The sequence below is a fragment of the Caballeronia sordidicola genome (assembly GCF_002220365.1).
GTDB classification, from domain to species: domain Bacteria; phylum Pseudomonadota; class Gammaproteobacteria; order Burkholderiales; family Burkholderiaceae; genus Caballeronia; species Caballeronia sordidicola_C.
This window is the reverse complement of record NZ_MTHB01000230.1, coordinates 1-23,325: the sequence shown is the minus strand read 5'-3', so window position 1 is coordinate 23,325 and position 23,325 is coordinate 1. Positions and strand designations below refer to the sequence as shown.

Sequence of the window (23,325 nt, the reverse complement as noted above, 5' to 3'; positions counted from 1 at the left end):
GGCATCGCGAAGGATCCGCGCATCGACACCTTGCGCGCGAAGATGGAATGCGTGGAAGACCCGCACTTCACGAAGGACTATCACGATCCGGAGAAGCGTTCGATCGCCAATGCGCTCACCGTCGAGTTTAATGACGGCAGCAAATTCGAGGAAATCGTCGTCGAATATCCGATTGGACACAAACGCCGTCGCGAGGACGGCATCCCGCTCCTGGTCGAGAAGTTCAAGGTTAACCTCGCACGGCGTTTCCCAGCCAAGCAGCAAGAGGCGATCCTCGCGGTATCGCTGGATCAGGCAACGCTCGAAGCAATGCCGGTCAATGAATACGTTGATTTGTATGTGATTTAGTCAGGATTCTTCACCCGCTTTTAGATCAAACGTTTCGAAGGTATTTCCTCGTTTAAACCAAGGAAAAAAAACATGGCCCACAATCTCCACAAAACGCTCAAGGAATTCGACAGCGGTTCCGGCAAAGGCAAGTACTACTCGTTGCCCGCACTCGGAAAGGCGCTGAACGTCAAGATCGAACGCCTGCCGGTGTCGATCCGCATCGTGCTGGAATCGGTGCTGCGCAACTACGACGGCAAGAAGATCGGCGAAGAACACATCAAGCAACTGGCGAACTGGAAGCCGGTCGCGGATCGTACCGATGAAATCCCGTTCGTCGTCTCGCGCGTCGTGCTGCAGGATTTTACCGGCGTGCCGCTGCTCGCCGACATCGCCGCAATGCGTGGCGTCGCGAAACGCGCAGGCAAGGACCCGAAGGCGATCGAGCCGCTCGTGCCGGTCGATCTGGTGGTCGACCACTCGGTGCAGATCGATTACTTCCGTCAGAAAGACGCGCTCGACCTGAACATGAAGCTGGAATTCCAGCGCAATAACGAGCGCTACCAGTTCATGAAGTGGGGCATGCAAGCCTTCGATACGTTCAAGGTCGTGCCGCCGGGCGTGGGTATCGTTCACCAGGTGAACCTGGAATATCTGGCGCGTGGCGTGCACAAGAAGACGGTGGACGGCGATACGGTGTATTACCCGGACACGCTCGTCGGCACGGACAGCCACACGACGATGATCAATGGTATTGGCGTGGTGGGCTGGGGCGTGGGCGGTATTGAAGCTGAAGCCGGCATGCTCGGACAGCCGGTGTATTTCCTGACGCCGGACGTGGTGGGTGTTGAGCTGAAAGGCAAGATTCGCGAAGGCGTGACGGCGACCGACCTGGTGCTGACCGTCACCGAAATGCTGCGCAAAGAGAAGGTCGTCGGCAAGTTTGTCGAGTTCTTCGGCGAAGGCACGAAGTCGCTGTCGTTGCCGGATCGCGCGACCATCGGCAACATGGCGCCGGAATACGGCGCGACCATGGGCTTTTTCCCCGTCGATGAAAAGACCATCGACTACTTCAAGGGAACGGGCCGTACCGACGCAGAAATTTCGGCGTTCGAAGCCTATTTCAAGGCGCAAAACCTGTTCGGCGTGCCGAAGGCCGGCGACATCGACTACACGAAGACGCTGACGCTCGACCTCGGTACGGTTGCGCCGTCGCTCGCAGGTCCGAAGCGTCCGCAAGACCGTATTGAAATCGGCAACGTGAAGTCGAACTTCACCGAGCTGTTCTCGGCGGCTGTCAGCGACAATGGTTTCGGCAAGAAATCAGCCGATCTGAACAAGCAATACGTGACCACGAACAAGGTCAACGTGAAGAACGGCGACATCCTGATCGCCGCCATCACGTCGTGCACGAACACGTCGAACCCGAGCGTGCTGCTCGCCGCCGGCTTGCTCGCGAAGAAGGCTGTGGAAGCCGGCTTGACAGTTGCACCGCACATCAAGACATCGCTGGCGCCGGGATCGCGGATTGTCACCGAGTACCTGACGAAGACCAACCTGTTGACGTACCTCGACCAGCTCGGCTTCACGCTGGCCGCTTACGGCTGCACGACGTGTATCGGCAATGCGGGCGACCTGACGCCGGAACTGAACGACGCGATCACGAAGAACGACATTGTGGCCGCGGCCGTGCTGTCCGGTAACCGTAACTTCGAAGCACGTATTCACCCGAACATCCGCGCCAACTTCCTGGCATCGCCGCCGCTGGTTGTGGCTTACGCCATCGCCGGGAACATGACGGTCGACCTGATGACGGAACCGGTCGGCAAGGGCAAGAACGGCAAGGACATCTTCCTCGGCGACATCTGGCCGACAAGCGAAGAAGTCAACTCGCTGCTGAAGTACGCGCTCGACGCCGATGCGTTCCGTAAGAACTACGCCGAACTCACGAAGACCGGCGACTTGTGGAGCAAGATCGAAGGCGAAGCGGGTCAGGTCTATGACTGGCCGAAGTCGACGTACATCGCCGAGCCGCCGTTCTTCGGCAAGGACTTCTCGATGACGCCGGCCGACAGCATCCCTGAGGTAAAGGGCGCGCGTCCGCTGGGCATTTTTGGTGACTCGGTCACGACCGATCACATCAGCCCGGCTGGTTCGATCAAGGAAAGCTCACCGGCAGGCGTGTGGCTGAAGGCGAACGGCGTGCAGAAGGCCGACTTCAACAGCTACGGCTCGCGTCGCGGCAACCACGACGTGATGATGCGTGGCACCTTCGCGAACGTGCGGATCAAGAACCTGATGATTCCGCTGAAGGAAGATGGTTCGCGCGTGGAAGGCGGCGTGACGATATTCCAGCCGAGCGGCGAAGAAATGTCGATCTATGACGCAGCCATGAAGTACATCGACGAAGGCACGCCGACTATTGTGTTTGCCGGCGAAGAGTACGGCACGGGTTCGTCGCGCGACTGGGCTGCCAAGGGCACGCAATTGCTCGGCGTGAAGCTGGTCGTGGCGCGTAGCTTTGAGCGGATTCACCGCTCGAACCTGGTCGGTATGGGCGTGTTGCCGCTGCAGTTCAAGGGGTCGGACAGCGTGCAGTCGCTGAACATCACGGGCGAAGAAACGTTCGATCTGGAAGGTCTCACGTCCGATATCAAGCCGCAGCAGGAAGTGACGCTCGTGATCCATCGCAAGGACGGCAGCGTGCAGCGCGTGACGGTGTTGCTGCGTATTGATACGCCGATCGAAGTGGATTACTACAAGCACGGCGGGATCCTGCCGTTCGTGCTGCGCTCGCTGTTGGCGGCGTAAGTTTTCTCGAAGTAGCTTTTGCAGGTGACCGCGCCCTTTTGAGATCAGGGCGCGGGAACATTGAACCCGGCTTCGGCCGGGTTTTTTTTCGGGTGTGGACTATCGCAGCACATCTGATAGCAATGGTTGCATTTATCGCCTTGGATGCGATCATTGGTAACGTTAAATGGGAGGGACTGCGATGGCGCATCTTCTGGTTCGTGGAATAGATGAAGCGCTGGTTCAAAGCCTGCGCGAACGCGCCGCAGTTCACGGTCGAAGCGTCGAGGCCGGGCATAGGGAGATTCTTGCTCAAGCGCTTAGCCGGCCCAAAAAACGTAGCTTGGCCGAAGTGTCAGAAAGCATGCCGTACGTCGGGGAGGACGCTGATTTCGAGCGGATTCAAGATACCGGCGGAGCACCGCACGTATTTGATTGATACCAACGCTATTAGCGAAATTAGAGAAGGCCTCGGCGCGAATAAAGGTGTGCGCAAGTTGATCGAACGGGCGTCAAGCTCTTAACCCGTTCGAGTAACAGACTAAACGACGCGACTTGGCCTTTGGAGAATACCGCGCGTGCGAATTAGCGGTCTCTAGCAATGGTGGCGGCAAGCCATCACGTAAATCACGTCTTCCTGAACAATGTAGACCAGTCGGTCTTCCTTAGTGATGCGCCGAGACCAAAATCCGCTTAGATCTCCCTTCAGCGGCTCTGGCTTGCCCGTTCCCTTGAAGGGGTCTCGCGAAATTTCATCAATCAAGCCATTGATTTCGTCCAAAATGCGTTTGTCACGGGCTTGCCAATAGAGATAGTCCTCCCAAGCGTTCTTGCTCCATCCAATCTTGCATTTATTTACGGCCGCGGCCTTGTTTTTGGCCTTCTTCTGTTGCGTCATCTTTCAGTAAGTCCTTGATCAAGGTCTTACCAGCCTTAAACTCGGCAATGGATTCACGCAGCCGCTCTGCATTCTTCGGCGAGCCCAACAGATGCAGTGTCTCTTGCATGCTGTTGTAGTCGTCCAGCGAAATCATCACAACATGCTCGCCGCGCTGCCGCGTAATGACAGTCGGTTCATGGTCGCTGCAGACCTTATCCAGTGCCTGCTTGAAGCTGGCACGGGCTTCGCTAAAAGTCAGGATATTCATCACCTTGGGTCGAATGTTTTACGGTGAAATCATTGTACTACTTTCTGTACAATCTGACCTTCCAGGCGAAAAAAACGACGCGGTTAAAAACCGCGTCGCGTTCTTACCTGAAGCTAGGTGAAGCTTACTTACCGCGCCTCGCTCACAAACTTCGTCACGAGATACGCTTCCATCGCTTCGCTGCCGCCTTCCGAGCCATAACCCGAATCCTTCACGCCGCCGAACGGCGTTTCCGGAATGCCCAGCCCGTGGTGGTTGATCGACACCATGCCGCTTTCGATGTCCTCACCCACTGCCGCCGACGTCGCGCTAGACCTCGTGTACGCGTACGCTGCCAGGCCATACGGCAAGCGGTTCGCTTCCACGATAGCTTCATCGTAAGACTTGAAAGTCGAAATCGGCGCGATCGGGCCGAACGGCTCTTCCGTCATGATGCGAGCTGACATCGGTACATGGGCGAGTACCGTCGGCGCGAAGAAATACCCTTCTCGGCCGATGCGTTCGCCACCTGCCAGCACCTTGGCACCCTGCTCTACTGCATCGGCGACCAGACGTTCCATCGCCTGGAGGCGGCGGCCGTTGGCGAGCGCCCCCATTTGCACGCCTTCTTCCAGGCCGTTGCCGACCTTGAGCTTCTTCGTCGTCGCGACGAAATGCTCCGTAAATTCCTCGTAAGCGGATTCCTCGACGATAAAACGCGTCGGCGAAATGCACACTTGACCGGCATTGCGGAACTTGGCGCTGGCCAGGAGTTTCGCGGCGCGCGGAATGTCGGCATCGGCGAAAACCAGTGCGGGCGCGTGGCCGCCGAGTTCCATCGTGGCGCGTTTCATGTGCTCGCCGGCCATCGCGGCCAGCAACTTGCCGACTGCCGTCGAACCCGTGAACGAGATCTTGCGGATCAGCGGATGCGCGATCAGGAACTTCGAGACATCGGCGGGAACGCCGAACACGAGGTTCAGCACGCCAGCGGGCAACCCTGCATCGATATAAGCCTGAACCAGCGCCGCGCAGCTTGCCGGCGTTTCTTCCGGTCCTTTCAGGACCACCGAGCACCCTGCCGCGAGCGCCGCCGACACCTTGCGCACAGCCTGATTGATCGGGAAATTCCACGGCGTGAAGGCGGCAACCGGGCCGACCGGCTCGCGCGTGACGATCTGGCGCACATTGCCGGCACGCGCCGGGATCACGCGGCCGTAGGTCCGGCGCGCTTCTTCAGCGAACCAGTCGATGGTGTCCGCCGCGCCCAGCACTTCAATACGCGATTCGGCCAGCGGCTTGCCCTGCTCCATGGTCATGATCGCGGCCACTTCCTCGGCGCGGTCGCGCAGGTTTTGCGCGGCACGGCGCATGAGCTTGCTGCGATCGAATGCCGATACCTTGCGCCAGGCCGCAAAACCGCGTCCGGCGGCCTCGGCGGCTTCGGCGAGATGCTGTTCGCCGGCCAGCGAGAGACGGCCGATTTCCGCTTCTGTGGCCGGATTGACGACGGCTGTGTCGCGGCTGCCCGCGCGCCATGCGCCGTCGATGTACAACTGCGTGTTCGGGTAATGACGCGATAGAGTGCTTTCGCTCATGCTTGGCTCCTGATGTTCGTGGTTATCGGGGAAACTGCCGCCGGGGTTGAGTCAACATTCTCAAGATGCGAAACCCGGCGAATTAACCATTTATGGTAACGCGATCACGAGGGTTTTGCTCGCGCCGGCGAATGGGGCGCTGCTGCAGGCCTCGGCGGATGGATTAACGTCGAATGTTTTCGCCGGTTTGAATTTAAACTGGCCGCTGCGGCTGACAGCGGGAATCCGGAGTGCACCGCGCTGCTGCCGCTGGCAAGACGGGTCGCCGAGCGGGTCGCCGAGCGGGTCGCCAAAGCCTGAGCCCGAGCGGGACAACCCTGACAGAATTCAACCAATAAACTCCCTGTGCTCACAAAAAAATTCACGTCTACGCCTGAACTCCGGCGCTTCGCTCGCACGCTCGTCAGTTGCCTGCTCAGCTATTACGTCGCCAAACTCGCCACGCTCCCCGAGCTTTACTGGGCGGTCATCACCACCCTCGTTGTCGTCACGCAGCCCAGTCTCAACCAGGCGCTGAACACGGGCCGCGACCAAATCATTGGTGCGGTGATTGGCGGAGTGGTCGGCATGGTCGGTTTGTTCGCCATCCTGCAAGGCGTACGACCGCTGATCGTGTTCGCCATTGCGGTCCTGCCGCTCGCAGCACTGGCCGCCTGGCGGCCGACCCTTCGGCTCGCCTGCGTCACGCTCGTCGTCGTTGTGCTGGTTCCGGCAAGCGGTCTGGGCTCGCCGTATGCACGGCCGATCGACCGCCTGCTCGAAATCCTGATCGGCGCAGGCGCGGCGCTCCTCGTCGCGTTCCTGATGCCGAACCGCGCGATCAATACGGCCCACGACCGCGCGAGTGAAATCGTCCTCGCGTTGGGCGAGCTGATCACACTGACTCTGCGCAAGCCCGACGACGCGAACGAAGCCGAGCGTCTGCATCGGCGCTCCGCCGCCGCCGAACAGGCACTAGACGACGCCATTACCGAAGCCGGCCGCGAGCACATCATCGTGCCGGTGGAGCGCACGCGCGGGAACGTGATCGACAAGGTCGCGCCCATGCTGACCCGGCTGCATCGGGACGCGCTGTTTCTCGGTCAGGCTTGTACCGGGGATCCGCAACTCGCGGGACGCCTGAGCGCCAGCAACCGCGACGCGTTGAACGTGACCGCCGACGCATTCGCCGAGTCCTCGAAAACATTAGCCGCCACACTCGATGCCGACCAAAGCCATCAGGACGATAACGTCCGGCTTGCGCGGGCATCGTTCGAACGGCTGAGGTCGGCATCGAACAATGCATGTGAAACGATGGAGAAACACACCGTGCTGGCTTTCGTGCTGAACCTGCTGGTACAGGATTTTGGGGATTTGATCGCGACAGTCGAAGTACTGGATAAACGCGGGTAGAAAAAGAACTGGAACCGCCCTATAGATCGCCCACCAGGCAACGCATACGCATAGACCGGATTCAGTGTGCCATCTGGCCGCCATCTCGCGGCCATCTTGACGCCACCGCGGGTGGCTATGATGAGTATCGAACGCCAAGACGACGTCGATCCTCTTTGATCCGTGCCTCAACGGGAGTTTGACTCATGAACGACAAGCCTGAGCGACCGGACACGCCTGACGACGAGCCGGCGACGCTCGTCGAGCGGGTGACGCGCCGCTCTTTTTTGACACGCGTCGGTGCGGCAGGTGTCGCAGTGGGCACCGGGCAACTTCATGCTCTCGCTCTTGCGGATTCCGACGACGCAAGCCAGAACAGCGCACCATCCGGCGTCGTGCCCACGGAGAATGAAAACGTTCATGTGCAATTGAACGTCAATGGCACGCTCCATGAACTGGATATCGATCCACGCACCACCCTGCTCGATTGCGTGCGCGACCATCTCCGCCTCACCGGCACCAAGAAGGGCTGCGACCACGGCCAGTGTGGCGCGTGCACGGTCCATGTGGATGGCAGGCGCGTGAATTCGTGCCTGAGCCTTGCGGCGACTCACGAAGGCGAAATGATCACCACCATCGAAGGTATTGGACGGCCAGGCAACCTGCATCCGATGCAAGCAGCCTTTGTCGAGCATGACGGTTTTCAATGCGGCTACTGTACGTCAGGGCAGATCATGTCCGCCGTCGCGTTGCTCAAAGAGCCGTACGGCCACAGCGACGAAGACGTCAAGGAAGCGATGAGCGGCAATATCTGCCGCTGCGGCGCCTATTCGAACATCGTGTCCGCGATCCAGCAAGTACGCCGGAAAGCTTGAGCGGAGCAAACGAATGGAACACTTTCAGCTCAAGCGCGCGGCCGATGTCAAACAGGCGCTCGACATGGCAACGGCGCAGACCAGCGCAGCAAGCCCTGCAAACACGCCAAGCACGCCATCGACACGCTTTCTGGCCGGCGGCACGACACTGCTCGACCTGATGAAGCTCGACGTGGAGCGCCCAGCGCAGGTCATCGACATCCACCGCCTGCCGCTCGACAAGATCGAAACGCTCGACGGCGGCGGTGTCACGATAGGCGCGACGGTGCGCAATGCCGACCTCGCGAATCATCCGCTGATCAAGACGCACTACCCGGTGCTGTCCCAGGCGTTGCTGTCGGGCGCCTCGGCGCAGTTGCGCAACATGGCGACGACCGGCGGCAACCTGCTGCAGCGGACGCGCTGCGTGTACTTCCGCGATACGGCAACACCCTGCAACAAGCGCGAACCAGGCAGCGGTTGTTCCGCGATCGGCGGCTTCAACCGTAATCTCGCCATTCTGGGGACGAGCGACCACTGCATCGCCACCAATCCCTCGGACATGATTGTCGCCATGACGGCGCTCGAGGCGACTGTCCACACCGAGAGTCCGCAGGCCAAGCGAAGCATCGCCATTGACGATTTTTTCCTGTTGCCCGGCACTACGCCTGAACGCGAAACGTCGCTCGATGCCGGCGAGCTGATCACCCACGTGACGCTCCCCGCGCCCATGCCCGGTAACCGCAGTGTCTATCTGAAACTGCGCGACCGCGCATCGTACGAGTTTGCGTTGGCGTCGGCCGCGGTCGTCGTGACTGTATCGTCGGGCAGGATCGAACACGTCAGGATCGCGCTGGGCGGTGTGGGCGTAAAGCCATGGCGTTCACACGATGCGGAAGCGGCGCTTCTCGGACGCGCACCCGATGCCCCTGCGTTTCGTGCGGCAGCCGAAGCCGCGCTGCAGACAGCCCGTCCGCAAAGCCAGAACGGCTTCAAGGTCGAGCTGGCGAAGCGCTGCATTCAGCATGCACTCACGCTTGCCACCCAGACTGCCTGACTACCTGACGCGGCGACACATGGCGCGGAGAACACTATGCAAGTAGCTACGAAGAAAGCGCAGCCATTGATCGGCGGCGACTTCCAAAGAATCGATGGCCCACTCAAGGTAAGCGGCCTCGCGACGTATACATCGGATTTTGCCTTGCCCGGGATGCTCTACGCGGTGCCCGTTTGCGCGACGATCGGCAAGGGACGCGTGACGCTGCTCGACACCGCTGCTGCCGCGAAAATGCCCGGCGTGAAAGCGGTCTTCACGCGCGAGAACATCGGCAAGTTCTATCGGGTCGGCTTCGCATCGGAAGCGAGGATCGACGAGAAACGGCCGCCGTTCGAGGATGACACTGTCTACTATTACGGCCAGTATATTGCCGTGGTGGTCGCCGATACCTTCGAGCAGGCAAGCGCGGCATCCCGCGCGGTGAAGGTAAGCTATTCCACCAGCCAGCCCGATGTGCGCGCGGAGATGTCGGCGGAAAACACGCCTTCGGTCGATACGCAGCGAGGCGACGTTGACACGGCCTTCGCCAATGCGCCCGATGCGCTCAAGGTCGATCAGACTTACACCACGCCGATCGAAACGCACAACCCGATCGAACTGCACGCGACTGTCGCCGCATTCGATGGCACGAACTATACGTTTTACGAAACATCGCAATCGATTGTCAACCAGCGACAGGTCATGGCGCTGATGCTCGGCGTGTCGGAAGATCAGGTTCGCGTGATCATGAAATATCTTGGCTCCGGGTTCGGCGGCAAATTGTTTCCATGGTCGCACTCGTTGCTCGCCGGCGCTGCGGCGCGCAATCTGCGACGCCCTGTCAAGCTGGTGGTGACCCGCGAGATGATGTTTCATAACGTGGGCCACCGTACCAGCACGCAGCAACGCATGCGTTTGTCGACGACGCCCGATGGGCGTTTCACCTCGTTCCAGCAAGACTATGTCTATCAGACAGCTCGCCGGGAAACGCGCAAAGAGAACTGCGGCGAGACGACGGGCTACCTGTACAGCTCGCCTAACCTGCGCGTGACAGCGTCCCTTGCGCGCCGGGACATCGCGCCCAGCACGTCGATGCGCGGCCCAGGTGCAGTGCCGGGCCTGTTCGCAATAGAGTCGGCCATCGACGAACTCGCCGTCAAGCTCAACGTCGATCCGCTCCACTTGCGGCTGATCAACGAGCCCGCCATGGACGAAAGCCGGAACGTGCCGTTCTCGTCGCGACATCTCACGGAATGCCTGACGCTCGGCGCCGACAAGTTCGGCTGGTCGAACCGCACCGCGCCGGTCGGCTCGATGCGTCGTGATGGCCTGGTAGTCGGATGGGGTATGGCAGCGGGATCATGGGCGGCGAGGCGACAGCCTGCGGAAGTGATCGTCGAACTGCATGGCGATGGCACCGCTCGCGTAGCAACGGCAACGCAGGACATCGGCACGGGCACTTACACCGTTCTGGCGCAGATGGTCGCCAATCTGACTGGTATCGCGCTCAACAAGATTGCCGTGGTGATCGGCGATACACGTTTGCCGCCGGGACCGTTGTCCGGTGGCTCGATGGTAACCGCGTCGCTGGTTCCCGCCGTGACGCAGGCCACCCAGGCTGTCGTCCAGCAGCTTCTCGCGACTGCCGCAGATGCGGACAACTCACCCTTCAAAGGCCAGTCGGTGGACGTGCTGGGTTTTGAACAAGGCATGGTCTTTCACAAAGGGACCTCGCCCGGAGCGGGCGTGCCATTCGAACGAATCCTGGTACCAGCGCAAGTCAGCATCCTGATGGGCAGAGGTCGTTCCGGCGCGAGCCAGACAGATGCCGATGCCAACAAGGTGTCGATTCACTCGTATTGCGCGCACTTTATCGAGGTCACGTGGCAGCCGGAAATTGCACGGCTGCGCGTGAGCCGGGTCGTGAGCGTGATCGACGGCGGCAAGATCATCAATGCGCGCACGGCTCTGAACCAGATCGAAGGGGCAATCGTGATGGGCGTCGGCATGGCGCTGTTCGAGGAGACGCACTACGACTCACGTTCAGGCGCGCCGTTGAACCGCAACCTCGCCGACTACGTGATGACGACGCATGCCGACTCGCCTAAGATGGACGTGACGTTTCTCGACTACCCGGATCTCGCATTGAATCCACTCGGCGCGCGCGGGATCGGAGAGATCGGCATGGCAGGCATTGCGCCTGCCATTACAAATGCCGTCTATCACGCAACGGGCATGCGCGTGCGCAATCTTCCGGTGCGAATCGAAGACCTGTTAGCAGCGCCCGGACCGGCATAGGCGCTGCGTCAAATCATTACATCGGCGGCGCAACGCCATCCTTCTCAACCACTACGCGCGACGCGGCGAACTCAGTACCGCTCACCGGCGACGCCACGATAAACACCTTCTTGCCCGCGACCAGATCTGTACGAGCGGCCGGCGCGAACGTCACTACAGGCACGCCGTCCGGCACCGTCACCGTATTGCTGCCACCCTTGTACGAGAGCTTCAGGTCACGACCGCTCGTGCCCGTCACAACCTGATCGACGTTCGCATTCGTCATCGTGCTGTTCGGCGCGAGATCCCACGCATAGTGGCCTTCACCCGTACCGCGTGCTGCTTCCGGGAATACCAAGACTTCGGTCGCCGTCATCTTGCCATCGGTACCGGTGGTCGCTGCCGTGCCGATAAACGAACCCGGCTTGATGTCGGCGAGCTTGATGTTCTTCACCGCCGTGACCGGCGTGTCCTGCTTCATGTCGATCGTCACGGTGTCGCCGCTGCGGCGATGCACGGTCAGCGTATCGCCGGACAACGAGACGATATCGCCGCGAATACGCGCGGGTTTAGCCGCCGGCGCCTGAGCAAACGCAACGCTGGCAAACGCGAGCGCAGCAACCGATACACCGAGTTTCAAACGCAATGAGGTAGATGACGCAATAGACATGGAGGCTCCAGTTTTAGTTTTTGACGCGAGAAAATTCAGGCACCACCGAACCAGTTGTAACCTTGGTTCTCCCAGTAACCGCCGGGATATTCGTTCGTCACGCTAATCGAGACGATGTGCTTCGGGTTCTTGTAGCCAAGCTTCGTCGGCATGCGCAGTTTCATCGGGAAGCCGTATTTCGGCGGCAAGACCTGCCCGTCATACGTCAGCGTCAGGAGCGTCTGCGCATGCAGCGCAGTCGGCATGTCGATGCTGGTTGAATAGTTGTCCGCGCAGTGGAACGCCACGTATTTGGCCGTGGTGTCGGCGCCGGAACGCTTGAGGAAATCGGCGAAACGCACGCCGCCCCACTTGCCGATCGCGCTCCATCCCTCGATGCAGATGTGCCGCGTCACCTGGCTTTCCTGCGGCAACGCACGGAGTTCTTCAAGCGTCCACACGTTCTTGCCCTTCACCAGTCCACCAACCGGCAGCTTGTACGTAGCTGCGTCGACGAGCGGTACATCGTCGATATCGTAGAACGCGTTGAACGGGAACGGCCGCGTGATCATCGACTCGGGATAAGTCGGTGCGAGCTTGTTCGGATCGAAGAGGAACGCTTGTGCTTCGTCATTGAAACGCGACATGGTCCGCAGCACGGTGTTGACGGATTTATCGTCGGAGATATTGCAGCCTGACAGCATCATGAGACCGCCCAGCGACAAAATGCGCTTGCCAAACAGACGCCGCGCCGGCGCCTTCAGTTCATTGCGCGCATCTTTGAGGATATTGTCGACATCGAGGTGCGCCGCAATCAGTTCGCTCTTTCTGTTCAGCATGGTTTACCGGCCCCGGATCATCAGCAACAACGAGCGTGGAACGAGCGCGACCATCACCACGTGCAACACGAAAAACGCCACCAGGAAACTCATCGCGAAGAAGTGGACGACGCGGGCGTTGTCGTACCCGCCCATGAGGTCGCGCAGCCACGGGAACTGCACCGACTTCCAGACCGCAAGACCCGACAGGATCACAACCACAATGTCCACGATCACCGCCAGATATGCAGCTTTCTGCACGGCGTTGTAATGCGTGAGATCGTCATGTTTGAGCTTGCCGGTCAGCGCGGCGCGCAGATCGCCGAACAGGCTCTTGATGCTGAGTGGCAACAGCTTGCGGCGCAATCGTCCGGAGATGATGTTCAGCCCCACGTACACCAGGAAATTCACGACCAGCACCCACATGGCCGCGAAGTGCCACAGCAACGCGCCGCCCAGCCATCCGCCCAACGTGATGCTTGAAGGAAAAACGAACGAACGGAAAATCGGCGAAGCGTTATAGACCTGCCAGCCGCTCGTCACCATCACCACGACCGCAAGCGCGTTGATCCAGTGCGTGATGCGAACCCAGCCGGGCTGGGTTATGGCTTGAGCCGGAAGGTGAGTCGAAGATGGATTCAAGCTCGCCTCATGGTGGGATGGATCAAACAGGCTGCGAAGATGTCGCGACTCGGGGAACCGGGGGGACTTGATGGGCATATCGCCGCGTTGCACAGTGCTACGCGCAAAGACCTCGTCTGGATTGAATCTTAGCTACCGCACGCTGATCTACGCATGACACGTTAATGACTTTTTTGTCATCTTTTCCGCGCGTCGTGCCAGGTGGATAGAATGGGCCTCATTCCTTACGCAAACCTCAAGCCAAGCAAAGCGCCCGCAGCATGACCATCCTGGTTATAGAAGACGACCGCAAGACCGGCGACTATCTGAAGAAGGGGCTCACCGAGTCCGGGTATCAGGTCGACCTGATCCGCAACGGCGCTGATGGCTTGCATCAGGCGCTGGCGCATCCTTACGAGTTGATCGTGCTGGATGTGATGCTGCCCGGGCTCGATGGCTGGCAGATCATGCAGGCGCTGCGCGCGAAACGCGACCTCCCGGTCATCTTCCTGACCGCGCGCGATCATGTTCGCGACCGTATTCACGGCCTGGAACTTGGCGCGGACGATTACCTCGTCAAGCCGTTCTCGTTCACCGAACTCGTACTACGCATCCGCACATTGCTGCGTCGCGGCGTAATACGCGAATCAGATGTATTCCAGGTCGCGGATCTTCACGTCGATGTCCTGCGCCGACGCGTGACGCGCCAAGGCACGGACATCGCGCTGACGAACAAGGAATTCGCGTTGCTCCACCTCTTCTGCAAGCGGCAGGGAGAAGCGTTGTCGCGGACCTTGATTGCATCGGAAGTGTGGGACATGAACTTCGACAGCGACACCAACGTGGTCGATGTCGCCATCAAACGCCTGCGCGCGAAACTCGATCAGCCCTTCGATATCAAGTTGATCCACACGGTGCGCAGCATCGGTTATTCGTTCGGCGCATCCGGGGACTCGCATTGAGTCCGCTATGGCGTTCGCGTTCGCTGGTCGTCCGGATCACCTGCCTGTTCGCGTTGATCGTGTGCGTGGTGGTCAGCATGGTCGGCGGATCGCTGTATCACGCAACCAGTGCCACGCTCTCCACGCGCGCTGACTACCAGTTGATCGGACGGGTCGAACACTTTCGCTCGCTGCTGCATGACCTCTACACGATCAAGGAAATAGAAGCGCGGCCCAAGCTGTTCGAAACCATGCTCGGCGACAGTCAGGATGTCATTATTTTTCGGCGTCCCGGCCTCGCGCCGTTCATCAGCGTGAACCCGGAAAACATGCCGTTGCCGCCGCTCGTTCCGGTGCCCGTGCAACGCGCCGTCAATCTCGACGCGCTCTATGAAGGCACCCGTCGGGACGGTGTGCGCATGCGCTGGGTCGCGGCGCAAGCCCAGGTAGGCGCCAGCGGCGAAGTCATCGAGATCATTGCGGCGCACGTGATGACACAGGAAGCGCGGGTGTTGTCGACGTATCTCCTGCGCGTCTGGATCACCGTGGTGAGCGCGGTGCTGATCACCGCGCTGCTCGCGTGGTGGGTATCGAGCCGTGGTCTTGCGCCGCTGCGAAAAATGGCCGACAGGGTCGCCGGGATCACACCCGACACCTTGTCGGCACGACTCGATATCAAGAACACGCCAACCGAATTGCAAAGCCTCGCGATGTCGTTCAACGCCATGCTCGACCGCTTGTCGACCGGCTACGAACGGCTGCTGCAGTTCTCCGCGGATCTCGCGCATGAGGTACGCACGCCTATCGGCGTGCTGATCGGGCAGACGCAGGTCACGCTCGCGCATACGCGCAACGAGAGCGAATACAAGAGCGTGCTGGAATCGAATCTGGAGGAGCTGGAGCGGCTTGGACGGATCGCGCAAAACATCCTCTTTCTTGCGCAGGCGGACCACGAGCGGCAGGACATTGAGCGCACGACGCTGAACATTCGCGAGCAACTGGACACCATTGCGACGTACTTCGAAGGACTCGCCGACGAACGTAATCTCAGCTTCGAAGTGCATGCCGAAGGCGAGATATACGCTAACGCAATCATGTCCCGGCGCGCAATCAGCAACGTGGTTGTCAACGCGGTGCGCTATGCCGAAGCCGGCACCACGATCCGGCTGACCGGCAGTGAAGATGCGCAAGGTGCACTTATTGTGATCGGCAATCAGGGTATGCCAGTCGCCCCCGACAATCTCGCGCGCCTGTTCGATCGCTTTTATCGCGGCGATGCAGCCCGCAGCGAGTTCACGGAATCGAGCGGCTTGGGGTTGTCCATCGTGCAGGCGATCATGCGGCTGCACGACGGGTCAGCGTCGGTGAGTTGTTCGGCGCACGGCTGGATCGAATTCACGCTCCGGTTCGCCGCCGCGCCGCCTCGCCTCGTCTAGCCTCGCCTCGTCTAGCCGCGCCTCGTCCAGCCGCGCCTACTCCACCGCGCCAGCCTTGAGCGCCAGTTCCTGACGCTCGGCCAGCAGGCCGTGAATCTGCGATACAACCGCCGCCCCTTCACCCACCGCCGCCGCCACTCGTTTCGTCGATGCCGAACGCACATCGCCGATGGCAAACACGCCCGGCACGCTGGTTTCCAGCGCAGTCGAGCCCTCGGTGTGGCCGCCGTGGGCAGCGGGGCCCGTCAGCACGAAACCCTTGCCGTCGGTCTTGACACTGCAGTCGCGCAGCCACGCCGTGTTCGGGTTGGCGCCGGTGAAGAGGAAGAGATGCCGCACGTCGAGCGTGAGCGCACCGTCAGGCGTCTTGCAATGCACGGCGGCGAGCGTCCGGCCATCACCTTCCAGCGACTCGATCTGCGTGCGGGTATGCACCGTCACGTTCGGCAATGCCGCGATCCGGTCGATCAGGTACTTCGACATGCTCAGCTCCAGCCCCGGTCCGCGGATCAGCAAATGCACCCGCGCCGCGTGCGAGGCGAGATACACCACCGCCTGTCCGGCCGAATTGCCGCCGCCGACCAGCACGACTTCCGAGCCCTTGCAAAGCTTGCCTTCCACCGGCGACGCCCAGTAATACGTGCCGCGCCCTTCGAATTTTTCGAGCCCGACGATATTCGGCCGCCGATACGCCGCGCCGGTCGCGATCACGACCGTATGCGAGCTCACGCGCTGCCCGTTCATCAGCTCGATCTGGATCGGCATGCAGTCGCAGTGAAGCGCCTTGATCTCCGTCGGAATGGCGATGTGCGCGCCGAACTTCTGCGCCTGCACGAACGCACGTCCGGCCAATGCCTGGCCGGAAATGCCAGTCGGAAAGCCGAGATAGTTTTCGATCCGTGAACTCGCGCCGGCCTGGCCGCCGGGCGCGCGGCAATCGAATACCGCCACCGACAACCCTTCGGACGCCGCATATACGGCCGTCGCCAATCCGGCCGGCCCGGCGCCGACAACCGCGACATCGTAGATATGCGCCGGATCGAATTCCGGCAGCCAGCCGAGTTGCGACGCGAGCTGGTTTTCATCGGGCGCGCGCATGACCGTGCCGTCGGGACAAATGACGAGCGGAAAATCCGCCTTCGATGTCGATATCCGTTCGAGCAACGCAATGGCTTCGGGATCGGTACACGCGTCGATCACGGTATGCGGATAACCGTTACGGCTCAAAAAGCCCTGCAGCGATACCAGCCGTCCATCGTCCGACTGGCCGACGAGAATCGGCCCGCTGCCCTTTTCGATCAACCCGACGCGACGCAGGATCAGCGAGCGCATGATCCGTTCGCCGAGTTCCGCTTCCGCCACCAGCAGCGCACGCAGCCGCTCGGGCGCGATCAGGATGGCTTCCACATCTTCTATCGCGTGACCATCGACCAACGCGGGCTTGCCCGACAACTGGCCGACTTCCGCCAGGAATTGCCCGGGGTCCGCCTCGGTCACCAGATGCACGTGGCCCAGTCCGTCGCGCCGCGTAACCCGCACCCGGCCGTTCAACAGCACGAACATGCCGGGGCCGGGCACGCCGACTTCGAACATCAGTTCGCCCGCGCGCCAGTACTGCACGTCGCCGAAGCGCCGCATGCGGTCGATTTCCTCGGCGGTGAGATACGGGTACATCTGATGCTTGCGGCTTTGGAGCGGCGAGAACGGAGCGTCGGCAGCGGCTTCTGCCGGCGCTGCGTTGGCCGTATCGTTCGTGATCGAATTGAGGTTTTCCAACGCAGCCGGCGGACTGTCGCGCCATTCCGGATGGCCATGGCCAAGGTTGGGCGCTTCGTTGATCCCTTCGGGCGTAGTACTCATGCGTGGCGATCTCCGTGCAGGTAGACGGCGTCATGCAGCGCGCCTTTGTCGGAAGCCGACGCTTTCGCGGGCCACGGGCACATGGCGGCCATTTCGCCCAGGTCCTCGCGCGCGCCGCCGAAGTCGGTGAGCGGCTTGAGGTCGAGACCGGCGAGACGCCAGGCGTCGAGTCCGCCGGTAAGCGGCACGACATCCTTGAAACCGGCATTGCGGAGCGCCTTGGCCATCCACGCCGCCGATACCTCGTTCGGACACGAGCAATAAATGATGATCTTCTGATCCGGCTGGTAACTTTCCACGATCTTCTGCAATTCGCGTTCATCGGCGAAAACGGAGCCTGGAATCACGAAGGGATCGAGCACGCGTTTCTCGGCGGAACGGATATCGAAGATAGCGGGCAGCGGTTGGTTCTCCATCAGCGCATACAGTTCGTCGACGGTAATGCGCGCCGTTTCCAGCGTCTTCATCAGCATCTTCCGGCGCCAGTAGCGGTACGCCACGTAACACGCCAGCGCGACCGCCACGACCAGGAGGGCTTGTTTCCCGAGCCGCGCGATCATCGCGAACACCATGTCGAGTTCGGCCGCGAAGATCACGCCCACCGCGAGTCCCACCGCGGCCCATAACGCCACGCCCAGACCGTCATGCGCGATGAACGAGCGCGTGCGCACGCCCATTGCACCGGCGAGCGGCACCGAAACCAGCGACAAACCCGGAATGAATTTCGCGACGAGCAGCACGCGCACGCCCCAGCGGCCAAAAAAACGTTCGGTCTTTTTCACGCAAGTATCGCGCGACAAAGACAGCTTGCAGATGGTCTTGAGCGTGCGGTCGCCGTAGCGCCGGCCGCCCTGGAACCAGACGAGATCACCCAGCACCCCGCCGAGCGTGGCAATGCCGAGCATCAGCGCGAGATGGGGCAACAAGGCCTGGCCGTTGAAACCCATCATGGCGACCGACGCACCGACCACGATCAGCGTCGGCATCGCGGGAACAGGCAGGCCGAGCGCTGCGCCCATTACGTTGAAAAAGACAATTGCCGGACCATACCGGTCAGCCAGATCATGCAACAGCATGGGATTCTCCTGCAGGTTGTGCAGCGCTGGATTCGGGTGTGGAGAGCCTGAACGCCGTGGGCGCTTCGCGCGAAGCGCTTACTTTATATGGCTCGTTTGACGGCTTTTGCGATGAAGCGCGATGAGTCCGGGAACGCGGCTGGAAGCGATGCCGAGCTGCGAGCCGCTCCGCGCACCACTTGGCTATTCTTAGCCACTCCGCATTCCCGTCATGCGCGCCGCGATGCGCCGCCTCATTCATGAAATGAGTGTAGCGCGGATTGCCGAGAATGCCGATGGCCGCAGCCGTTCCCAGGATCCGGGTTCTTCGGCGCGCACCGTCTAAAGCGCGGGCCTGAATCCGCTTGTGTTCGCTTCGTCGCCGCTTCGTCGTCACTTAGTCGTCACTTCAGCCCGAAGTCTACCCGCGTAGGTGCACCCTTGTCCTTGATGCCCTCCGCGTTGAGGTGCGGCGCGACGATGAAGATCCGCTTGCTGTCGATCTTGCCCTCGAAATATTGCTTCACGACCGACGCTCGCCGCTGCGCAAGCGCACCGAGCGCGCCCTCGTCCACCGGCGCGTGCTCCGCGAGCGCGGCTTTCATGTCCGCGTCGGGCACGCTCTTCGTCATGCCGATCAGGTTGCGCGGTTTCTTGAAGTCCGCGTTTTTATACGCTTTCGTGAGGAATTTGCTGTATTCATCGGCGGAAATCGGGATGCTCGATGGATTGATGTTCGGGTTGTCTTCGCTCGCGTCCTGCATTTTCGAGAGGCGCACCTGCCGGTCGACATAGGCCGTGCGCAAACCCGGTTCGTCCAGCGCCGGGTCCACCCGCGCCGATATTTCCAGCGTAATCGACGGTTTGTCCGCCAGCGCTTTTGCAATGGTGTCGAGTTTTTCCTTCGCCGCGTCGCTCAGCGTGGCCGAGCCCGGATCGAATTCCACATAGCCGAGTTCCTCGGGGTTCTTGCCGCCGAACGCATTTGCAATGAGCGAGAACGGCGCAGTCACCGCGCGCTCGACCAGGTGAAGGATGGCCGTCCACACCAGCGCGCCGATCGAGAATTCCGGGTTCGAGAGCGAGCCGGAAATGGGAATGTTGACGTCGATCTCGCCTTTCGAATTCTTCAGCAACGATACCGCGAGCCGCACTGGCAATTTGGTTGCGGTGGCATTGTCGACGTGATCGCCGAACGTGAGTTGATCGATGAAAAGATGGTTGTTTGCGCTGAGCTTTTCGTCGGCGAGCATGTAGTGCAGCTCGACATTGAGCTTGCCCTTCGTGATCGGATAGCCCGCATATTTTGTCGAATACGGCGAGATATTCGGCAACTCGACATCGTGCGCGCTCGCGGTCAGATCCAGTGACGGTTTCGCGATCAGCGGATTCACGACCCCTTTGATCGATACCGGTCCGTTAGCGGACAGTTTCGCGGCGACATCGACGGGCGCGGGCGTGGTCGAGTGCGTGCCGAATGCGCCGATCGTACCGGTGATCGAAACCAGGTTCGCGGTGAAATTCGGCTTGATGAAGTTGTCGGTGTAGGTCACGCGGCCGTTTTGCAGCACGAGCTGGCCAAAGCGCAGGTTCGCCGATGACGACGCAGTTTTCGGCGCGACAGGCGTTGCAACGGGTGCGGAGGCTGCGGCTGCGGGTGCGGAGGCTGGCGTCGCGGCGACAGCTTGCGTGGTGGCCGCTCCCTTGTCCTTGGCCACGATATCGGTGAGATTGAGCTTGCCCTGCGCGTCGAGCAGCACGCGGCCGTAGAAGTTCGCGAACGTGACGCGCGCGGCCTCGACGTCGGCGCCTCGTTCGTCGTAGCGGGCATTCAGTTTGGTCAGGCCGAGCAGTTTCCAGCCGGCCAGTTGGTCCGAATTCGCCCGGTCGATCAACCGCACGTTCGACAACGACACGTCGCCCTTGTAACCGGCCTTCAGCGCGCGTCCTTCCCCCGAGAACGACGCATCGCCGTTTGCGCTCAGCAGCGCACTCGAGACTGTAGCGTTCAGGTTACTGCCGAAGTACGGCTCGAACGCCGATGCGTCGAGTTCGCTGGCGTCAACATGCAGCGCGAGGCTCAGCGGTTTCGCGGTCAGCGTGCCGGCCACGGCCAGCGCGCCTTTGCCGTTCATCGTCAGCTTGCCGTCGATGGCGAGCGGTTTCGTCAGGTCGTCGCTGACCTGCTTGACGCCCAACTGCAACGGCGCAATGTGCAGTTTCACCGGGCGCGGCGTGGATTCGTCGGTGAAATCGGCGCTGCTGTCGTTGAGCGACACCTGCGCGATTTGATAACGCCAGGCCGGGCCCGCCTCATTCGCTTTTTCGACCTTGCGCGTGGCGCTGGCTTGCGGTGCTGTTTCGTGCGGACCGGCGAGCGCTGCGAGATCGATACTGCCGTCCTTCAGGCGTTTTGCATCGATGGAAAGGCCATTCAGCACGACGCTGTCCAGCGCTGCCGTGCGCGCCGCGACATCGATCTTCCGGATCTTCGCTTCAGCCGAACCGAGCGCGATGGGTGCGGTGTTATTCGACTGCGGCACGAGCTTCAGCGACTTGAGCGTGACATCGCCGGCGCCGACCTGAATGGACGGTTCGGGCTTCGACCAGTCCACTTGCAGCGGCAAATTTGCGCCGAGCGAACCGTCGGTGATACGGGCCGCTACCGCGTTCGCCACGTAGGGTTGCAACGGCGCCAGCGGCAAGTCGCTGAGCACGAGTTTCGCGTCCGCATTCTTGCCAGGCAGCGTGAAACTACCGGATGCGTCGAGCCCGCCGCCGTGATCGAAGGCCGTCTTCAGCGTGTAGCGCGCCAGAGGTTTGCCGAGCGTGGAGAAGTCGTCGAGCGTCACGCCCAGGTTCGTCAAGCCGAGCGTGGCGGGTTGCGCCATCAAGCGGTCATCGAAGACGATGTGGCCCTGGTCGATCGCCAGATGTTTGATCGCGAGGTCGAGCGGTTGCGCCGCGGTGTCGGCGGGTTTGGTATCGCTGGCGGGAGCGGGTGCTGCTGGCGCAGCGGGCTGAGAAGCGGGCGTTGATGCGCTCAGTTTTTGGAAGTTGAACGCGCCGGATTTATCGCGGGAGAGTTTCACGTCCGGCTGCGTCAACCGGACTTCATCCAGTCGATACACATTGCGCAGCGGCTCCAGATTTCCCGCATTCACATGCAGCGATTTCGCGGCGAACAATGGCGCGTCCTGCTTGTCCGTCACGGCCAGATCCGCCAGATCCACTGTTCCTTTGATGCGAACCACCGGGGCGTCGGCGTTGAGCGCAAAGCTCACATCGAGGTTCGTCGACAAGCGTCCGCTCTTGAGCGCGACCGGCAGCGATGCCGGCGCGTACGACAGCATTTGCGGCAAGTCGAGGCCATCGAGTTGCAGGGCGATCTCCGATTCGCGCGACTCGGCAAATGGCTTGGTGCGCCCCGTGATGGACAACGGCGAACCATCGATGCGCGCCTGCAGCGACGGCGTCACGAACAATTCGGTGGTGGATGCGAGATTGGCGATGAATGGAATGCCGATCGACCAGCGATCGATTACGTGGTGCGTTTTAAGCAAGCGGTCGTCGAAATCGATCCGGCCATTTTCCACGCGAATATTCGATACCGAGAATCGCGCCGGTTTGCTGGACGGATGGGCTGACGGCTTCGAGAACTTTTCGATTAGATCGGAGAAATTAAAGCGTTGTGCGTCAAAGCGCACGATATGAAAGCGCGGTGAATCAATCTTGAGCTCGTTGATAATCGGCGCGAGACGGAACAGTGACGACCATGAAGGGCGCACGATCAGGCGTTCTATATCGACGAAATCACCGCTTTTTGTGCCTGCGCTCAGGTTTGCGGGCGCTTCGCCAATATGGACGCGATCGGCTTCGAAACTTAGGGTATAGGGATTGAGTGCGATTCGTTCGATGCTGGCTGGGCGATCGAGTTGCGCGGAGAGTTGTTGTTCTGCGATATGGCGAATGAGCGGTGGGGCGGCGAAAAACCCGAGTAGCCCGATTACGATGACAGCAAGCAGGAGCCCGATCACGATGCGCCGGGTGCGCCGGGCTTGCGCCACCGAGTTCGCGCCTTGGAGCAGGCTACGCCCGGCGGATGTCAGGGAAGTCTTGTTCAGGCTTGCCATGCGTGCCTCGTAGCGCGGCTGCGCACGCGGGCACGAGCCACGCGCAACCTTGGGAAACAGGAGGCATGAGTATACGACTCTGCGCAGGCAAATTGAACCCCAAGGGGATCGGTCGTTGGCACTCGGGGTTCTGGAGGGGGGCGGTGGTGCGGTGGGGTGGGGGTCAATGCCGGGGTGCAAGGTTCCAGGGTTAGTGGTCGGAGTCAATGCCGGGTTGCTGCTTTCAGCCTTAGCGGTCTGCCTGAGTTGGCTTATTTCTTTAGCACTGTTAGCCACTGTGCGTGGCGGCACGTCATTTCTTGGTCCTTAGCGACAAAGAAACGAAGCAAAGAAAACGCTTTCAAACCACGCTACCCTAAGTGTCCACAGCGTGCAGTTCCCATTCATAGGTGCCCCAAAAGCACGGTGCTCGCCAGAGCCACGGATGTTTGA

General features: G+C 60.9%; 17 protein-coding genes and 1 pseudogene. 9 read left to right on the top strand and 9 right to left on the bottom strand.

Features of this window, described 5'->3' with window-relative positions; genetic code table 11:
• The 3 genes and pseudogenes from BSU04_RS31920 to BSU04_RS31910 all read left to right on the top strand — a co-directional run.
• Nucleotides 1–348, top strand: a pseudogene (locus BSU04_RS31920) (MmgE/PrpD family protein); the annotation flags it as partial.
• 72 nt (nucleotides 349–420) lie between these two features.
• Nucleotides 421–3,138, top strand: coding sequence for an aconitate hydratase AcnA (gene acnA / locus BSU04_RS31915; RefSeq protein ID WP_089164281.1), 2,718 nt, complete (start codon nucleotides 421–423; stop codon nucleotides 3,136–3,138).
• 181 nt (nucleotides 3,139–3,319) lie between these two features.
• The gene (locus tag BSU04_RS31910) at nucleotides 3,320–3,556 is read left to right on the top strand and encodes a FitA-like ribbon-helix-helix domain-containing protein (RefSeq protein WP_089164280.1); all 237 of its coding nucleotides are present in this window, start codon (nucleotides 3,320–3,322) and stop codon (nucleotides 3,554–3,556) included.
• Nucleotides 3,557–3,712: 156 nt separating this feature from the next.
• Here BSU04_RS31910 and BSU04_RS31905 read toward each other — a convergent pair whose 3' ends face one another.
• The 3 genes from BSU04_RS31905 to BSU04_RS31895 form a co-directional block, all read right to left on the bottom strand.
• Nucleotides 3,713–4,015, bottom strand: a complete 303-nt coding sequence (locus BSU04_RS31905; protein WP_089164279.1) for a Txe/YoeB family addiction module toxin — start codon at nucleotides 4,013–4,015, stop codon at nucleotides 3,713–3,715.
• Complete coding sequence (locus tag BSU04_RS31900; RefSeq protein ID WP_089164278.1) at nucleotides 3,969–4,265, bottom strand: type II toxin-antitoxin system Phd/YefM family antitoxin; 297 nt, start codon at nucleotides 4,263–4,265, stop codon at nucleotides 3,969–3,971. The genes BSU04_RS31905 and BSU04_RS31900 overlap by 47 nt, the downstream gene beginning before the upstream one ends.
• A gap of 128 nt (nucleotides 4,266–4,393) precedes the next feature.
• Nucleotides 4,394–5,842, bottom strand: a complete 1,449-nt coding sequence (locus tag BSU04_RS31895) for an NAD-dependent succinate-semialdehyde dehydrogenase (protein WP_089164277.1) — start codon at nucleotides 5,840–5,842, stop codon at nucleotides 4,394–4,396.
• A 345-nt stretch (nucleotides 5,843–6,187) separates the two neighbouring features.
• Here BSU04_RS31895 and BSU04_RS31890 point away from each other — a divergent pair, with 345 nt between their 5' ends.
• The 4 genes from BSU04_RS31890 (at nucleotide 6,188) to BSU04_RS31875 (ending at nucleotide 11,401) form a co-directional block, all read left to right on the top strand.
• Entirely contained in the window at nucleotides 6,188–7,234 is a 1,047-nt protein-coding gene (locus BSU04_RS31890; protein ID WP_089164276.1) for an FUSC family protein, read from the top strand.
• 185 nt (nucleotides 7,235–7,419) lie between these two features.
• Nucleotides 7,420–8,088 carry a (2Fe-2S)-binding protein gene (locus BSU04_RS31885; RefSeq protein WP_089164275.1) on the top strand — a complete coding sequence of 223 codons (669 nt, stop codon included), beginning with the start codon at nucleotides 7,420–7,422 and terminating at the stop codon, nucleotides 8,086–8,088.
• 13 nt (nucleotides 8,089–8,101) lie between these two features.
• Nucleotides 8,102–9,124 carry an FAD binding domain-containing protein gene (locus BSU04_RS31880; protein WP_089164274.1) on the top strand — a complete coding sequence of 341 codons (1,023 nt, stop codon included), beginning with the start codon at nucleotides 8,102–8,104 and terminating at the stop codon, nucleotides 9,122–9,124.
• A gap of 36 nt (nucleotides 9,125–9,160) precedes the next feature.
• Nucleotides 9,161–11,401 carry a xanthine dehydrogenase family protein molybdopterin-binding subunit gene (locus BSU04_RS31875; RefSeq protein ID WP_089164273.1) on the top strand — a complete coding sequence of 747 codons (2,241 nt, stop codon included), beginning with the start codon at nucleotides 9,161–9,163 and terminating at the stop codon, nucleotides 11,399–11,401.
• Between the two features lie 16 nt (nucleotides 11,402–11,417).
• On the opposite strand, the gene BSU04_RS31870 is transcribed toward BSU04_RS31875, so the two are convergent.
• The 3 genes from BSU04_RS31870 to BSU04_RS31860 are packed head-to-tail and all read right to left on the bottom strand — an operon-like array spanning nucleotide 11,418 to nucleotide 13,489.
• Entirely contained in the window at nucleotides 11,418–12,050 is a 633-nt protein-coding gene (locus BSU04_RS31870; RefSeq protein WP_089164272.1) for a hypothetical protein, read from the bottom strand.
• A gap of 35 nt (nucleotides 12,051–12,085) precedes the next feature.
• Nucleotides 12,086–12,868: a molybdopterin-dependent oxidoreductase gene (locus BSU04_RS31865; RefSeq protein ID WP_089164271.1), complete on the bottom strand. Its 783-nt coding sequence runs from the start codon at nucleotides 12,866–12,868 to the stop codon at nucleotides 12,086–12,088.
• Between the two features lie 3 nt (nucleotides 12,869–12,871).
• Nucleotides 12,872–13,489 (bottom strand): cytochrome b/b6 domain-containing protein, encoded by a 618-nt coding sequence (locus tag BSU04_RS31860; RefSeq protein WP_256983525.1) that lies wholly within the window; start codon nucleotides 13,487–13,489, stop codon nucleotides 12,872–12,874.
• Between the two features lie 260 nt (nucleotides 13,490–13,749).
• Here BSU04_RS31860 and BSU04_RS31855 point away from each other — a divergent pair, with 260 nt between their 5' ends.
• The gene (locus BSU04_RS31855) at nucleotides 13,750–14,430 is read left to right on the top strand and encodes a heavy metal response regulator transcription factor (protein WP_089164269.1); all 681 of its coding nucleotides are present in this window, start codon (nucleotides 13,750–13,752) and stop codon (nucleotides 14,428–14,430) included.
• Nucleotides 14,427–15,845, top strand: coding sequence for a heavy metal sensor histidine kinase (locus BSU04_RS31850; RefSeq protein WP_089164268.1), 1,419 nt, complete (start codon nucleotides 14,427–14,429; stop codon nucleotides 15,843–15,845). Before BSU04_RS31855 ends, BSU04_RS31850 begins: the two co-directional genes overlap by 4 nt.
• A 36-nt stretch (nucleotides 15,846–15,881) precedes the next feature.
• Here the strand turns inward: BSU04_RS31850 and BSU04_RS31845 are convergent, their stop codons facing one another.
• From BSU04_RS31845 to BSU04_RS31835, 3 genes are all read right to left on the bottom strand, one after another.
• A complete protein-coding gene (locus BSU04_RS31845; RefSeq protein WP_089164267.1) occupies nucleotides 15,882–17,705 on the bottom strand; it encodes an FAD-dependent oxidoreductase in 1,824 nt (607 codons plus the stop codon).
• The gene (locus BSU04_RS31840) at nucleotides 17,702–18,778 is read right to left on the bottom strand and encodes a DedA family protein/thiosulfate sulfurtransferase GlpE (protein WP_089164282.1); all 1,077 of its coding nucleotides are present in this window, start codon (nucleotides 18,776–18,778) and stop codon (nucleotides 17,702–17,704) included. Before BSU04_RS31840 ends, BSU04_RS31845 begins: the two co-directional genes overlap by 4 nt.
• 386 nt (nucleotides 18,779–19,164) lie before the next feature.
• Entirely contained in the window at nucleotides 19,165–22,893 is a 3,729-nt protein-coding gene (locus BSU04_RS31835; RefSeq protein ID WP_089164266.1) for a DUF748 domain-containing protein, read from the bottom strand.
• Between the last annotated feature and the right edge of the window lie 432 nt (nucleotides 22,894–23,325).

Excerpts from the sequence above, each read along its gene's own strand:
- BSU04_RS31870 (WP_089164272.1), bottom strand. The coding sequence starts at position 12,050 with ATGTCTATTGCGTCATCTACCTCATTGCGTTTGAAACTCGGTGTATCG.
- BSU04_RS31910 (WP_089164280.1), top strand. The coding sequence starts at position 3,320 with ATGGCGCATCTTCTGGTTCGTGGAATAGATGAAGCGCTGGTTCAAAGC.
- acnA (WP_089164281.1), top strand. The coding sequence starts at position 421 with ATGGCCCACAATCTCCACAAAACGCTCAAGGAATTCGACAGCGGTTCC.
- BSU04_RS31865 (WP_089164271.1), bottom strand. The coding sequence starts at position 12,868 with ATGCTGAACAGAAAGAGCGAACTGATTGCGGCGCACCTCGATGTCGAC.
- BSU04_RS31900 (WP_089164278.1), bottom strand. The coding sequence starts at position 4,265 with ATGAATATCCTGACTTTTAGCGAAGCCCGTGCCAGCTTCAAGCAGGCA.
- BSU04_RS31895 (WP_089164277.1), bottom strand. The coding sequence starts at position 5,842 with ATGAGCGAAAGCACTCTATCGCGTCATTACCCGAACACGCAGTTGTAC.
- BSU04_RS31885 (WP_089164275.1), top strand. The coding sequence starts at position 7,420 with ATGAACGACAAGCCTGAGCGACCGGACACGCCTGACGACGAGCCGGCG.
- BSU04_RS31845 (WP_089164267.1), bottom strand. The coding sequence starts at position 17,705 with ATGAGTACTACGCCCGAAGGGATCAACGAAGCGCCCAACCTTGGCCAT.
- BSU04_RS31855 (WP_089164269.1), top strand. The coding sequence starts at position 13,750 with ATGACCATCCTGGTTATAGAAGACGACCGCAAGACCGGCGACTATCTG.
- BSU04_RS31835 (WP_089164266.1), bottom strand. The coding sequence starts at position 22,893 with ATGGCAAGCCTGAACAAGACTTCCCTGACATCCGCCGGGCGTAGCCTG.
- BSU04_RS31905 (WP_089164279.1), bottom strand. The coding sequence starts at position 4,015 with ATGACGCAACAGAAGAAGGCCAAAAACAAGGCCGCGGCCGTAAATAAA.
- BSU04_RS31880 (WP_089164274.1), top strand. The coding sequence starts at position 8,102 with ATGGAACACTTTCAGCTCAAGCGCGCGGCCGATGTCAAACAGGCGCTC.
- BSU04_RS31875 (WP_089164273.1), top strand. The coding sequence starts at position 9,161 with ATGCAAGTAGCTACGAAGAAAGCGCAGCCATTGATCGGCGGCGACTTC.